This window comes from Immundisolibacter sp., assembly GCF_028696615.1.
Taxonomy (GTDB): domain Bacteria; phylum Pseudomonadota; class Gammaproteobacteria; order Immundisolibacterales; family Immundisolibacteraceae; genus Immundisolibacter.
The window spans coordinates 1-12,842 of record NZ_JAQVGQ010000057.1 but is presented as its reverse complement, the minus strand read 5'-3'; the positions used below and the strand labels follow the sequence as shown (position 1 = coordinate 12,842).

Below are 12,842 nucleotides of genomic sequence, written 5' to 3'. Positions count from 1 at the left end.
CGGCTCGGCGAGTTCCAGGTGCTGACGGCGCTGCGCGAGGGGCCGTTCGGCGTGGCCGGTGTCAACACCGCCATCGAGCGCGCGCTGCACCGCCGCGGCCTCATCCGCGGGCAGGCGGTGAACTACCCCGGCCGGCCCCTTTTGATCGGCAGCAACGACTACGCGCTCGGTCTTTTCAATGGCGACCTTGGCCTGCTGCTGCCCGATGCCGGCGGCAATCTGCGCGCCTGGTTCGTCGGCGCGGATGGCGCCCCGCGCGCGCTCGCCCCAAGCCGTCTGCCGGCGCACGAATCCGCCTACGCGCTCACCGTGCACAAAAGCCAGGGCAGCGAGTTCCGGCGCGTGCTGCTGATCCTGCCGCCGCAGCCGAATCCGCTGCTGGCGCGCGAACTCATCTACACCGCCATCACCCGTGCCCGGGACGGCGTCACCGTGTGGGGCAGCGAGGTCACCTTCGCCGCTGCAATTACCCGGCGGCTGGAGCGCGATTCGGGCTTGGCGGATCGGCTGCGCAGCACGCCGCGATACGAGTCATGACCGCCGCGGTGGCGGTCGTGCAGGCTTGGGCATGTCAATTCCGCCGGGGCTTCCTGTTCAGGGCAGGCAGGCTGAATCAATCGTGGTTTGCTGTGCTGGGATTTTTGAGGGTTTCTTCAGGAAGCGCTGATTTATTCAGTGTGTTTCGTCCGGGGCAGGATGCCCCGGCCTGAATCAAGGGCGTAAGCCATTGATTCACTGAGTGTCGCGCGGGCGTGTACGGCGCGACGGCGAGCTGCAAAATTCCAGGGAGGGAATTTTTCGGCATATCCCTCAGGAAATCGAATGATGAGCAAACCAAAAGTGGCCGTGGTGACGGGCGGTGCGCAGGGCATCGGGCGGGCGATTTGCGATGCGTTTGCCGGGCAAGGTGTCGCCGTCTGTTGCATCGACGTGAAGGACAACGACTACTTCGTGGGTGACATTGCCGACGAGGCCGTGCTGAGGGCGTTTGCCGCCAAGGTGATCGCGGATCACGGCGCCGTCGACTATCTGATCAACAATGCCTGTCTGTCGCGCGGTGGGCTCGATACCTGCTCTTACGACGATTTCAATTACGTGCTGCGGGTCGGCGCGGCGGCGCCTTTTCTGTTGACGCAGCTGTTCATGGGCCATTTCAACCCCGCAGCGAGCATCGTCAACATCTCGTCGACCCGGCAGTCGATGAGTCAGCCGAACACCGAAAGCTACACCGCCGCCAAGGGCGCCATCAGTGCGCTGACGCACGCCATGGCCATCACGCTGGCCGGTACGGCGCGCGTCAATTCCATCTCGCCGGGCTGGATCGACACCCGCGGCGGCCATATCGAGGGCCCCGATGCGCGCCAGCATCCGGCCGGTCGCGTCGGCAATCCGGCCGATATCGTCAACGCGGTGATGTTTCTGTGCGATCCCAAAAGCGGCTTCATCACCGGGCAGAACATCACCGTGGATGGCGGTATGACGCGACTGATGATCTATCACGGCGAGTACGGCTGGACCTATCGCCCGGATACGGCCTGAGGGCGCGGTAAACGCCCGCGCGACACTCAGTGAATCAATGGCTTACGCCCTTGATTCAGGCCGGGGCATCCGGCCCCGGAGCGTCAAGACGTAAGCGGCTCCCTACGGCACCGCGCAGGCATCCACGCCGGCGAGTGCGGCGGGGTTCCAGTGCGCCACCGCCCATTGCAGCAGCGTCGCTGGCGGCGCGCCGTGCAGCTCGGCCGGCGGCGGCAGGCGCAGCGCGGTGAGTACGCGGCGCAGGTTGTCGCTGGCGCGCGCGGCGTCCAGCGGTTTGGCGCCAGTCTGCTTGCCGAGCTTGGCGCCGCGGGCGTCGACCAGCAGCGGCAGGTGGGCATAGTCCGGCTGCGGCAGGCCAAGACACCGCTGCAGGTAAATCTGGCGGGCGGTGGAGGCGAGCAGGTCGACGCCTCGCACCACTTGCGTGACGCCCTGAAAGGCGTCGTCGACGACGGTGGCGAGTTGGTAGGCGACGAGCCCGTCGGCGCGCTGCACCACGAAATCGCCCACTGCTTGTGCCAACTGCTGCGACTGCTGGCCCTGGATGGCATCGCAAAAATCGATGCGCGTGTCGGCCACGCGCAGGCGCCAGGCGCGAGCGCCGCGATTGGCTGGCAGGCCGTGACGGCAGGTGCCGGGATAGATCGGCCCGTCCACACCGGCGCGCGCAATGGCCGTCAGCTCGCGCCGGGTGCAGGCGCATGGATAGATCAGGCCGGCCGCGCGCAGCGTGTCGAGCGCTGCGTGGTACGCCTCGCCGCGCTGGCTTTGCCACAACACTTCGCCGTCCCAGCACAGGCCGTGGACTTCCAGGCTGCGCAGGATGGCGTCGGCGGCGCCGGGCACCACGCGCGGCGGGTCGAGGTCGTCGATGCGCAGCAGCCAGCGCCCGCCGGCGTGTCGGGCGGCCAGGTAGCTGCCCACGGCCGCAAGCAGCGAGCCGATGTGCAGTTCGCCGCTTGGCGAAGGAGCGAAGCGGCCACAGATATGTGCCATTGCAGGACGGAGCGGCAGTGGCTTTCGTTGTACCTTATCCGACCCGGTGCGTGCCAGGCGCCGCAGGCCAGACAACAGGGAGCAGGGGTATGAAACTCGTCACGGCGGTGATCAAGCCGCACAAGCTCGACGACGTGCGCGACGCGCTCGGCGAGATCGGCATCACCGGCATGACGGTGACCGAGGTGCGCGGCTTCGGGCGCCAGAAGGGCCACACCGAGATCTACCGTGGCGCCGAATACGTGGTCGATTTTATTGCCAAGATGCGCATCGAGGTGGCCGTGCGTGACGAGGACGTCGAGCGCGTGGTCGAGGCGATCGCCCGCGCCGCCCACAGCGGCAAGATCGGCGACGGCAAGATTTTCGTGAGCCCCTTGGAGCAGGTGGTGCGCATCCGCACCGGCGAGACCGGCCCGGACGCGATCTGAACGGCGGTTTTCCTCGGCCCGCGTTGACACCGCCGCGGCGGCGCCAAAACAATCGCCCCTTTGCAAGGCGCTACGCGCCCAATGCAGTTCATCCGTAGGAGTGTTTCATCATGCGCGTTTGCATACTCGGTGCTGGTGGTTTGGGGTCGGTGATCGGTGGCTACTTGGCGGAAAGTGGCGTCGACGTTACGCTGATCGCGCGCCCGGCCCATGCCGAGGCCATCGCCCGCGACGGGCTGCGCATCGAGGGCGTGCGCGGCGAGCACCACGTCCGTGACAACCTCAGCGCGGTGAGCAACCCGGCCGACGCCAAGGGCGAGTTCGATTACCTGATCCTGGCCACCAAGGCCAAGGACAGCGACAGCGCGCTGGCTTCGGCGGATTGCCTGAAAAGCCGCGTCAAGACCGTTTGCTCGGTACAGAACACCATCGTCAAGGAAGACATCCTGACCCGCTGGATCGGCGATCCGGCCAGGGTGATGGGGGCTTCCACCATCGAGGGTGGCACGCTCGAGGCGCCGGGCTTCGTCAAAAATCACGTCACCGTGCCGACCACCGCCTATTTTGGCGAGCTGGACGGCACCGTGAGCCCGCGCGCACAGGCGCTGGCCGACGCCTTCAACAAGGCCGGCCTCGGCGCCAAGGCGGTGGACTGCATCCGCCAGGTGCTGTGGGAAAAACTGGCGCAGATCTGCAACGCGTCGGCTTGGTCGGTGAGCACGCTGGCTGGCAACAGCGAGCTGACCTTCGTGCACGGCATGACGCTGCGCGAGGGCGCCGAGCATTACGTGGCGATTTCGCGCGAGCTGCTGGCGGTGTACGGCGCGCTCGGTTACACGCCGCAGAACTTCTACGCGCCGCTGTCGCGCCTGAAGGACGTCTACGAGTGCGCGACCGAGGAAGACGCCGTGCAGCTGATGCTCGGCTTCGGCGAGCGTATGAAGGCGCAGGGCTACGCCGGGCGCACCTCCATGCACGACGACGTGGTGCGCGGCAAGAAGACCGAGGTCGACTACATCGTAAAACCCTTCGTCGACAAAGGCCGCGAGCTTGGCATCCCGGTGCCGACGGTCACGGCGGCGTACCGCATCATCAAGGTGCTGGACCACTACCTGGCCTGAGAGCTTGTGAGTTTTTCAAGCTCTCAGGCCGGCCAGGGATGGCCGGACGCGAATCGAGCCTGTATGGAAATGCTGAAAAATTCCCTCCCTGGAATTTTCCAGCTCGCCGTCGCGCGGTACACGCCCGCGCGACGCTCCGTGAATCAAGGGCTCATGCCCTTGATTCAAGCCGGGGCATCGCGCCCCGGACGGAAAACGCTGAATACATCAGCGTTTCCGTAAAGGGCTCGATTCGCTTGAGCATGTCCGGGCATGTACCGGACGGGCGACGCAAGACGTGCGCAGGACGCGCATTTCTTCACAAACTCTGAGCGGACATGAGCAAAAAACGCGTTCTGGTAGCAGAAACCCTGGAGCCGGCCGGCATCGACCTGCTGCGCCAGCATTTCGACGTCGACGTGCGCGAGCGCACGGACGAGGAGACCTTGGCACGCATCATCGGCGACTACGACGCGCTGATGATCAAGACCTACACGCGGGTCTCCAGGGCCGTCATCGACAACGCCAAAAAACTCAAGATCGTCGCTCGCGCCGGCAGCGGGCTCGACAAGGTGGACCTCGCCTACGCCAAGGAAAAGGGTCTTGTCGTGCGCAACACGCCGCAGGCCAACGTGGTGTCGGTCGCCGAGCTGGTGTTCGGCCTGATGCTGGCGGTGTCGCGCAACATTGCCGCCGCCGACCGCTACGTGCGCTCGCGCGAGGGCTGGGACCGCGACCGCTTCACGGGCGTGGAACTCGCCGGCAAAACACTCGGCATCGTCGGCTTCGGCAACATCGGCAAGCTGGTGGCCAAACGCGCGCTGGCCTTCGACATGCAGGTGGTCGGCTACGACCCGTTCGTAGAGGTCGCCGGCATGGCCGAGCACGGCGTGCGCAAGGTAGAAACGGTAGACGACGTCATCGACGCCGCCGACTACATCACCGTGCACGTGCCGCTGCTGGATTCGACGCGGAATCTTTTCAGCACCGCGCAGTTCGCGCGCATGAAACCCAACGCCATCTTCATCAACACCGCCCGCGGCGAGGTGGTGGACGAGCCGGCGCTGATCGCGGCGCTGCAACAGGGGCAGATCGCCGGCGCCGGGCTCGACGTGTACGAGGCCGAGCCGCCCAATCATCCGGAGCTGCTGGCGCTCGACAACGTGGTGCTGTGCCCGCACATCGGTGCCGCCACGCGCGAGGCGCTCACGCGCATGACGGTGCAGGCGGCCGAGATGATCATCGAAGCGCTCAAGGACTGACCTGTGCTCGACCCGCAACGGCTGCGCCGCGAGCCGGAAGCCATCGCGGCCGCGCTGGCCAGGCGCGGCTTTACGCTCGACCTGCGGCGCCTGGCGGACTTGGAAGCCCGCCGCAAGGCGCTGCAGACCGAAACCGAGCGGCTGCAGGCCGAGCGCAACCGGGTTTCGAAGGCAGTCGGCGAGGCCAAGCGGCGCGGCGAAGATGCCGCCCCGCTGCTGGCGCAGATGACGGGCGTCGGCGAGCGCCTGGCGCAGCTCGAAGCCGATCTGAAGGCCGTGCACGACGCACTGGACGCCTATTGCCTCGAAATCCCGAACCTGCCGCACGAGTCGGTGCCGCAGGGAAGGAGCGAGGACGACAACGTCGAGCTGCGCCGCTGGGGGCAGCCGCCGGCGTTCGATTTCGAGCCGCGCGATCACGTGGACTTGGGCGAGGCGCTCGGTGGGCTCGATTTCGAGACTGCCAGCAAGATCGCCGGCGCCCGTTTCAGCCTGCTGCGCGGCCCGCTCGCCGCGCTGCAGCGGGCGCTGACGCAGTTCATGCTCGATCTGCACACCCGCGAGCATGGTTACACCGAGCTGTACGTGCCGTACCTGGTCAACGCCGACAGCCTGCTCGGCACCGGCCAATTGCCGAAGTTCGAGGAGGATCTGTTCGCCGCGCGCGATGACTACTACCTCATCCCCACCGCCGAGGTGCCGGTCACCAACATCGTGCGCGAGCGCATCGTCGAGGCGGGCGAGCTGCCGTTGAAATTGGTCGCCCATACGCCGTGTTTTCGCCGCGAGGCCGGCAGCTACGGCAAGGACACCCGCGGCATGATCCGCCAGCACCAGTTCGAGAAGGTCGAACTGGTGCGCCTGGTGCCGCCGGAAACCTCCTGGCAGGCGCACGAGGAACTCACCGCCGACGCAGAAACCGTGCTGCAGCGGCTCGGCCTGCCGTACCGGGTGATGGTGCTGTGCACCGGCGACCTGGGCTTCGCGTCCGCCAAGACCTACGACCTCGAGGTGTGGCTGCCGGGGCAGGGCAAGTACCGGGAAATCTCGTCCTGCTCCAACTTCGGCGACTTTCAGGCGCGGCGCCTGAAGGCCCGCTGGCGCAACCCCGCCACCGGCAAGCCCGAACTGCTGCACACGCTGAACGGCTCCGGCCTCGCCGTCGGCCGCACGCTGGTGGCGGTGCTCGAAAACTACCAGCAGGCGGACGGCTCGATCGTGGTGCCCGACGTGCTGCGCCCGTACCTGGGTGGTCTCGAGCGCATCGCGCGCACCTGATCGAGGCGCCATGCGGCCGGCCTGTGTTGCCGGCCGCCGTCGATTGGCGCAGCATCCTTGTGGTCAGGAAACTGTGGGAGCGTCTTCAGCCGCGAACCCCCGCCGAGGAGGAATAGCGATGCAATACGTGGTCATTTCCCGCTTCGACGCGAACGCCGTCGCGCGCCTGCGCGGCGAGTTGCCGCCGACTGCGTTCGCTTACATCGACGACGCCATCTGCCACCAGCGCCTGCCAAGTCAGGCCGACATCGAGGCGCAGGGCGTGCCGAGCGGTCTTGCCGGCGTGCTGGCGGCGCACTTGAAGCACCTCACCGAGCTGCGCGCCAGCGGCAAGCTCGTGAGCGGCGGGCCATGCAGCGGCTTCGAAAACGCCATCAACATCTTCGAGGCTGACTCGCCGCAGCAGGCGCGCCTTTTGCACGACGCCGATCCACTGGCCCGGCACGGCTATTTCGCGATCGAAACCATTTATCCCTGGCAGCGGGTGTTCTGAACGTGCTTCGCCTCTATCACATCCTGCCGCGGGCCGATCACCCGGGTTCGCACAACGCCCTCAAGGTCGCCGTGCTGCTGCGCGAGCTGGGAGTCGACTTCGAGCTGATCGACGTCGACCCGGCCACTGAATTGCGCCCGGCCGACGCGCCGCTGCGGGCGCTCAACCCGAACGGTCTGACGCCCATCCTGGACGACGACGGCTTCATCCTGTGGGAATCGGCGGCCATCCTGCAATACCTGTGTGACAGCCGCGGCCCGACACCGCTGCTGCCCACCGACCCGCGCCGGCGGGGGCGGGTGTTGCAGTGGCTTGGCTGGGAGGCGAGCACGGTCATCCCGGCGCTGATGGCGTTGTACCAGGCGCGTGTCGGCGGCCACGACGATGTTGCTGCCAGCCAGCGCATGGCCTTCCTGCTCGGCATACTCGGGCGGCAGCTGGGCGGGCGCGACTGCGTGGCCGACGGCTACTCCATCGCCGACATCGCGCTCGGGGCGAGCGTGCCGGCGCTGCTGCCGCTCGGTGTTGATTTCGCACCGTATCCGGCCGTACGGCGCTGGTTGGCGGTACTGCGTGAACGGCCGGCCTGGCAGGACACGATCTTTTTGGCGGATTTGCGGGCGGGCGGTCTGGTTTGAGATGCGGCACAGCCTGTGCAGGCGGGGCGATTTGCTAGACTTCCCGCCCTTTGGCTGCCGCATCCGAGAGTTCCCGCGCGTGACCGCCCCCCACACCTGGCTACGTTCCCTGCTGCCGCTGCTCGGCGCGCTGGCCCTGCATGCGCGGGCGGACACCGTGCCGCTGCCCCCCAGCGACGTGGACCTGATCGGACAGGTCAAAGTAGTGACGGCGCGCCACGAAGACACGCTGCTTGATATCGCCCGCCGCGGCGGTCTGGGTTATACCGAAATCAAGATGGCCAACCGCGGCGTCGATCCATGGATGCCCGGTGAAGGCACACAGGTGGTGTTGCCGACCCAGCACATCCTGCCGATGGCGCCGCGCGAAGGCATCGTCATCAACATCCCCGAGATGCGGCTTTATTACTACCTGCCGGCACGCGGCGGTATCCCGCAGGTAGAAACCTACCCGATCAGCATCGGCCGCTACGATTGGCGGACCCCGCTCGGGGTGACGCAAATCACGCAGAAGGTTCCCAACCCCACCTGGACGCCGCCGGAATCGATCCGCATCGAGCATGCCGCCAAGGGTGACATCCTGCCGCCCGTAGTGCCGGCCGGACCGGACAATCCCCTCGGTCAGTTCGCCCTCAGGCTCGGCGTGCCTGGCTACCTGATTCATGGCACCAACAAGCCGTATGGCATCGGCATGCGCGTCACGCACGGTTGTTTGCGCCTGTATCCGGAGGATATCGCCACCCTGTTCAATCAGGTGACGCCGGGGGTCAAGGTGAATTTCGTCAGCCAGCCCTACAAGATCGGTCAGGCTTTCGGTGTCACCTACCTGGAAGTGCACCCCCCGCTGAAAGAGGAAAAAGGCCGCAGGGAAGGGGCGCTCGGCGAAATCGCGCGCCTGCTCGCCAGCCGCGGGGTGGCTACGGCCGACGTCGATTGGGTAGCGGTGCGCCGGGAACTGGCCAAGCCTACCGGCATTCCGGTACCGATCACCCAACCCGACGATTCGCCGCAGCTGGATGCATACCGAAAGCCCCATGAAACGCTCGCTATTGGGCGTTGACGACAACGCGGCGTCGCCCTCGCGGGGTGTGCGGCGGGGGCGGGCAGGGAAGGCGATTCATCGATCGCCGCGCAGCGGCGTACTGCGCTGCCGTGTTTTCTAGACCGCTGATTTATTCAGCGGTTCCCTCCGGGGCAGGATGCCCCGGCATGAATCAAGGGCGTAAGCCATTGATTCATGGAGCGTCGCGCGGGCGTGTACCGCGCGACGGCGAGCTGAAAAATTCCATGGACGGAATTTTTCAGCCCTTCCCTAGCAGGAGGCGCGAGTTCATTCGGCACTCCCTGCTTGTGAGGCTGCCCCTGGCGTGAAACGAGAAACGGTAACCCCTGTGGGCGCGTGCCGCGCCGACGCGAGGCGAAAAAATTCCAGGGAAGAAATTTTTCAGCGTCCTCCAGAGAACGCCGCCGCGTTGAATGAACCATAAAAAACGCGGGGTCAGCCAGAGCCGACCCCGCTTTTTGGAATGCTTGGTAAGCGGGTGCTTACTTCAGCATCGACTTCTTGAACATGCGGTCGATCTTTTCGTTGGTATCGACGCAGCACTGCTGAGCGGCCTGCGCGGCGGCCAAGGCTTCGCTGGCTTTGGCGCTGGCGGCGTCCGCCTTCGAGGAAGCGGCATTGGCGGTGGCCTGGGCGCTGTCGGCAGCCGACTTGGCTTGGGCGACCTGCTCGTTCACGTAGCCCTTGGTGGCGCAACCGGTGGCCAGGGTGGCAAACAGGGCAACCGCAGCGAGTTTGCCGATGATCAGTTTGTTTTGCATATTGATCCCCTAAGAGGCTGAAACAAAAACACCTTAAAAGGTGCGGTGCGACACCGCACTACGACGAGACACGGCCGAATTATAAAGGCGGGCTTTAAACAAAGCAAAAACACGCGTTGATCCGAGTCAGGTGTGGCGCCGGCGCGCCGCGCCGGTGTCCGCGCTCGGGGCGGGCAGGGGAAGGCTCTGGCAAAATAGCCGACCGGTGTTGGCAGTGGCTTCGCGACGTGTGGCGTGGGGCACCCGGGCTTCACGCGCGGCTGCCGGCGGTTTGCCTATTTTTCACCAGTCCGGAGTGCCGCATGGCCGAATATCTGCGTTGGTTCGACACCCTTGGCATGCACGACGTCGACCAGGTGGGTGGCAAGAACGCCTCGTTGGGGGAGATGATCAGTCACCTGCAGCCGCTGGGTGTGCGGGTGCCAGGCGGGTTTGCCACCACGGCGCGGGCTTATCGCGATTTCCTGGCCAAGGACGGCTTGGCGCAGCGCATCAAGGCGGAGCTCGATGCCCTGGATGTCGACGATGTGGCGGCGCTGGCGCGTACCGGCGAGAAAATTCGCGGCTGGCTGCTCGCGCAGCCGTTCCCGGATGGCCTGGAGCAGGCCATCGTCGACGCCTATCGCAAGCTGTGCGGCGATCAGGGCGACGTGTCGGTGGCGGTGCGCTCCTCGGCCACGGCCGAAGACCTGCCGGATGCCTCGTTCGCCGGTCAGCAGGAAACCTTCCTCAACATCCGCGGTGCCGACCAGGTGCTGCAGGCGGTGCGGCATGTGTTCGCCTCGCTCTACAACGATCGCGCGATCGCCTATCGCGTGCACCAGGGGTTCGCGCACGAACACGTGGCACTGTCGGCCGGCATCCAGCGCATGGTGCGCAGTGACATCGGCGCCAGCGGCGTGATGTTCACGCTGGACACCGAGTCCGGCTTCCGCGACGTGGTGTTCGTGACCGGCTCGTACGGTTTGGGCGAGACGGTGGTGCAGGGTACGGTGAACCCGGATGAGTTCTACGTGCACAAGCCGACGCTGCGCGCCGGCCGCCCCGCGGTGATCTCCCGCCATCGCGGCAGCAAGCTGATCAAGATGATTTATACCGATTCGGCCTGCGCCGGTCGTTCGACCACTACCGTGGAGGTGCCGGAGGCCGACCGGCGGCGGTTTTGTCTGACCGATGCCGAGGTCGAATCGCTGGCCCGCCAAGCGCTGATCATCGAGGACCACTACGGTCGCCCCATGGACATCGAATGGGGCAAGGACGGCGAGGACGGCCAGCTGTACATCCTGCAGGCACGGCCGGAGACGGTGAAGGCGCGCGGCGACTCGCAGGTGCTGCGCCGCTATCGGCTGAAGGAAAAGTCCAAGGTGCTGGTCAGCGGCCGCAGCGTAGGACAGGGCATCGGTATCGGCAACGTGCGCGTGGTGGACAGCCCGGCGCGTATGGGCGAGCTGCAGCCGGGCGAGGTGCTGGTGGCCGACATGACCGACCCCGATTGGGAGCCGGTGATGAAGCGCGCGTCGGCCATCGTCACCAACCGCGGCGGGCGCACCTGTCATGCCGCCATCATCGCCCGCGAACTCGGCATCCCAGCGGTGGTCGGTTGCGGCAATGCCACCGAGCGCCTGGTGACCGGCCAGGCGGTGACGGTGTCCTGCGCCGAGGGCGATACAGGTTTCATCTACGAGGGCGCGCTCGAGAGCGAGGTCAGCGAGGTGCGCCTGGATGCCATGCCCGAGCCGCCGACCAAGATCATGATGAACATCGGCAACCCGGAGCGGGCGTTCGACTTCGCCAGCCTGCCGAACGCCGGTGTGGGCCTGGCGCGGCTGGAGTTCCTCATCAACCGCGGCATCGGCGTGCACCCGAAGGCGCTGATCAATTACGCCACGCTCGGTGCCGAGCTGCGTGGCGCCATCGACGAGATCATCGCCGGCTATCCGGACCCGCAGACTTTCTTCGTCGAAAAGCTGGTCGAGGGTATCGCCACGTTGGGCGCGGCGTTCTGGCCGAAGCCGGTGATCGTGCGCATGTCGGACTTCAAGAGCAACGAGTACGCCAACCTGCTCGGCGGTGAGTTGTACGAGCCGCACGAGGAAAACCCGATGCTGGGTTTCCGCGGCGCCTCGCGCTACATCGCCGAAAGCTTCCGTGACTGCTTTGCACTCGAATGCCGGGCGCTGAAGAAGGTCCGCGACATCATGGGCCTGACCAACATCGAAATCATGATCCCGTTCGTGCGCACGCTCGGCGAGGCGCGGCAGGTGACCGAACTGCTGGCCGAGCAGGGGCTCAAGCGCGGTGGCAATGGCCTGCGGTTGATCATGATGTGTGAGCTGCCGTCCAACGCCGTGCTGGCCGACCAGTTCCTCGACCATTTCGACGGTTTCTCGATCGGTTCAAACGATCTCACCCAGCTCACGTTGGGCCTGGATCGCGATTCGGGGCTGGTGGCCGGCGAGTTCGACGAGCGCGATCCTGCCGTCAAGGCCCTGATGAAGCTCGCCATCGACGCTTGCCGGCGCGCTGGCAAATACGTCGGCATCTGCGGTCAGGGACCGTCCGATCATCCCGATTTGGCGCAGTGGTTAGTCGAGCAGGGCATCGGCAGCGTGTCGCTGAACCCCGACACGGTGGTGTCCACCTGGCTGGCGTTGGCTGGCGGCGCGGCGAGTGCCGATTGATTCGGTACCTCGCCGAATGATGCGCGTGCCGTTCGGGAAACGCTGAGGCAGGCAGCGCCGCCCGGTACATGACCGGGCAGGCGTTGCCTGCATTCCAGATTCACTGCGGCCGGCGCTGGCGAGTGCCGCGCTGCACGGCATGCCGATGCAGTTGCCAAGGCTGGGGTCAGCGTTTGTGAAGAAATGCGCGTCCTGCGCATTGCTTGCGTCGCCCGTCCGGTACACGCCCGGACGGCTCACGCGAATCGAGCCCTTGCGGGCTGATCCGCGTCCGGCCATCTCTGGCCGGCCTCGGAGCTTGAAAAATTCACACGCCTTCAGCGCACGGCGTGGCGCCGCGCCACTGCCTGCCCGAAGCCGAGCCCAATGCACAGCAACGCGACGCCGCCGATGCCGATGGCGGCGGCGCTGCCAATGTGCGTGGTCAGCCAGCCGGTCAGCGTCACGCCGGCGGCTTGGCCCATGAAAAAGCTGGCGGCGAAGATCGACACCTCCGCACCGCGCGCCTGCGGCGCCATTTGAGTGGCGTTCACCTGTAGCGTGTTGTGCAGCATGTAAAAACCGAGGCCCGACAGCAGGCTGCCGATCACCCCGAACACCCAG

The 12,842-nt window shown here is 66.2% G+C and carries 12 protein-coding genes and 1 pseudogene; 10 read left to right on the top strand and 3 right to left on the bottom strand.

The window, feature by feature from the left end; all coding sequences use genetic code 11:
- Together PHC73_RS05690 and PHC73_RS05685 are read left to right on the top strand one after the other, a co-directional pair.
- The coding region (locus PHC73_RS05690; RefSeq protein WP_300125522.1) for an ATP-binding domain-containing protein at positions 1 to 537 on the top strand (537 nt) is incomplete at its 5' end.
- A 288-nt stretch (positions 538 to 825) separates the two neighbouring features.
- Entirely contained in the window at positions 826 to 1,539 is a 714-nt protein-coding gene (locus PHC73_RS05685) for an SDR family oxidoreductase (RefSeq protein ID WP_300125519.1), read from the top strand.
- 102 nt (positions 1,540 to 1,641) lie between these two features.
- On the opposite strand, the gene gluQRS is transcribed toward PHC73_RS05685, so the two are convergent.
- A complete protein-coding gene (gluQRS, locus tag PHC73_RS05680; RefSeq protein ID WP_300125517.1) occupies positions 1,642 to 2,535 on the bottom strand; it encodes a tRNA glutamyl-Q(34) synthetase GluQRS in 894 nt (297 codons plus the stop codon).
- An 89-nt stretch (positions 2,536 to 2,624) separates the two neighbouring features.
- Here gluQRS and PHC73_RS05675 point away from each other — a divergent pair, with 89 nt between their 5' ends.
- The 7 genes from PHC73_RS05675 to PHC73_RS05645 all read left to right on the top strand — a co-directional run bounded on the left by PHC73_RS05675 (position 2,625) and on the right by PHC73_RS05645 (position 8,794).
- Complete coding sequence (locus tag PHC73_RS05675) at positions 2,625 to 2,963, top strand: P-II family nitrogen regulator (protein WP_300125514.1); 339 nt, start codon at positions 2,625 to 2,627, stop codon at positions 2,961 to 2,963.
- Between the two features lie 110 nt (positions 2,964 to 3,073).
- Positions 3,074 to 4,084 (top strand): ketopantoate reductase family protein, encoded by a 1,011-nt coding sequence (locus PHC73_RS05670; RefSeq protein ID WP_300125512.1) that lies wholly within the window; start codon positions 3,074 to 3,076, stop codon positions 4,082 to 4,084.
- 317 nt (positions 4,085 to 4,401) lie between these two features.
- Positions 4,402 to 5,325 (top strand): hydroxyacid dehydrogenase, encoded by a 924-nt coding sequence (locus PHC73_RS05665; RefSeq protein WP_300125509.1) that lies wholly within the window; start codon positions 4,402 to 4,404, stop codon positions 5,323 to 5,325.
- A gap of 3 nt (positions 5,326 to 5,328) precedes the next feature.
- Positions 5,329 to 6,603, top strand: coding sequence for a serine--tRNA ligase (gene serS, locus PHC73_RS05660; protein ID WP_300125507.1), 1,275 nt, complete (start codon positions 5,329 to 5,331; stop codon positions 6,601 to 6,603).
- A 118-nt stretch (positions 6,604 to 6,721) separates the two neighbouring features.
- Positions 6,722 to 7,096 carry a YciI family protein gene (locus PHC73_RS05655; protein ID WP_300125504.1) on the top strand — a complete coding sequence of 125 codons (375 nt, stop codon included), beginning with the start codon at positions 6,722 to 6,724 and terminating at the stop codon, positions 7,094 to 7,096.
- A 2-nt stretch (positions 7,097 to 7,098) separates the two neighbouring features.
- Positions 7,099 to 7,734 (top strand): glutathione S-transferase family protein, encoded by a 636-nt coding sequence (locus PHC73_RS05650; RefSeq protein WP_300125501.1) that lies wholly within the window; start codon positions 7,099 to 7,101, stop codon positions 7,732 to 7,734.
- 79 nt (positions 7,735 to 7,813) lie between these two features.
- Positions 7,814 to 8,794 (top strand): L,D-transpeptidase family protein, encoded by a 981-nt coding sequence (locus tag PHC73_RS05645; protein ID WP_300125498.1) that lies wholly within the window; start codon positions 7,814 to 7,816, stop codon positions 8,792 to 8,794.
- A gap of 485 nt (positions 8,795 to 9,279) precedes the next feature.
- Here the strand turns inward: PHC73_RS05645 and PHC73_RS05640 are convergent, their stop codons facing one another.
- A complete protein-coding gene (locus PHC73_RS05640) occupies positions 9,280 to 9,558 on the bottom strand; it encodes an Lpp/OprI family alanine-zipper lipoprotein (RefSeq protein ID WP_300125495.1) in 279 nt (92 codons plus the stop codon).
- Between the two features lie 302 nt (positions 9,559 to 9,860).
- Between PHC73_RS05640 and ppsA the strand changes: the two genes are divergently transcribed.
- Positions 9,861 to 12,239, top strand: a complete 2,379-nt coding sequence (ppsA, locus tag PHC73_RS05635) for a phosphoenolpyruvate synthase (RefSeq protein WP_300125493.1) — start codon at positions 9,861 to 9,863, stop codon at positions 12,237 to 12,239.
- 317 nt (positions 12,240 to 12,556) lie between these two features.
- Here the strand turns inward: ppsA and PHC73_RS05630 are convergent.
- A pseudogene (locus PHC73_RS05630) lies at positions 12,557 to 12,842 on the bottom strand (MFS transporter); the annotation flags it as partial.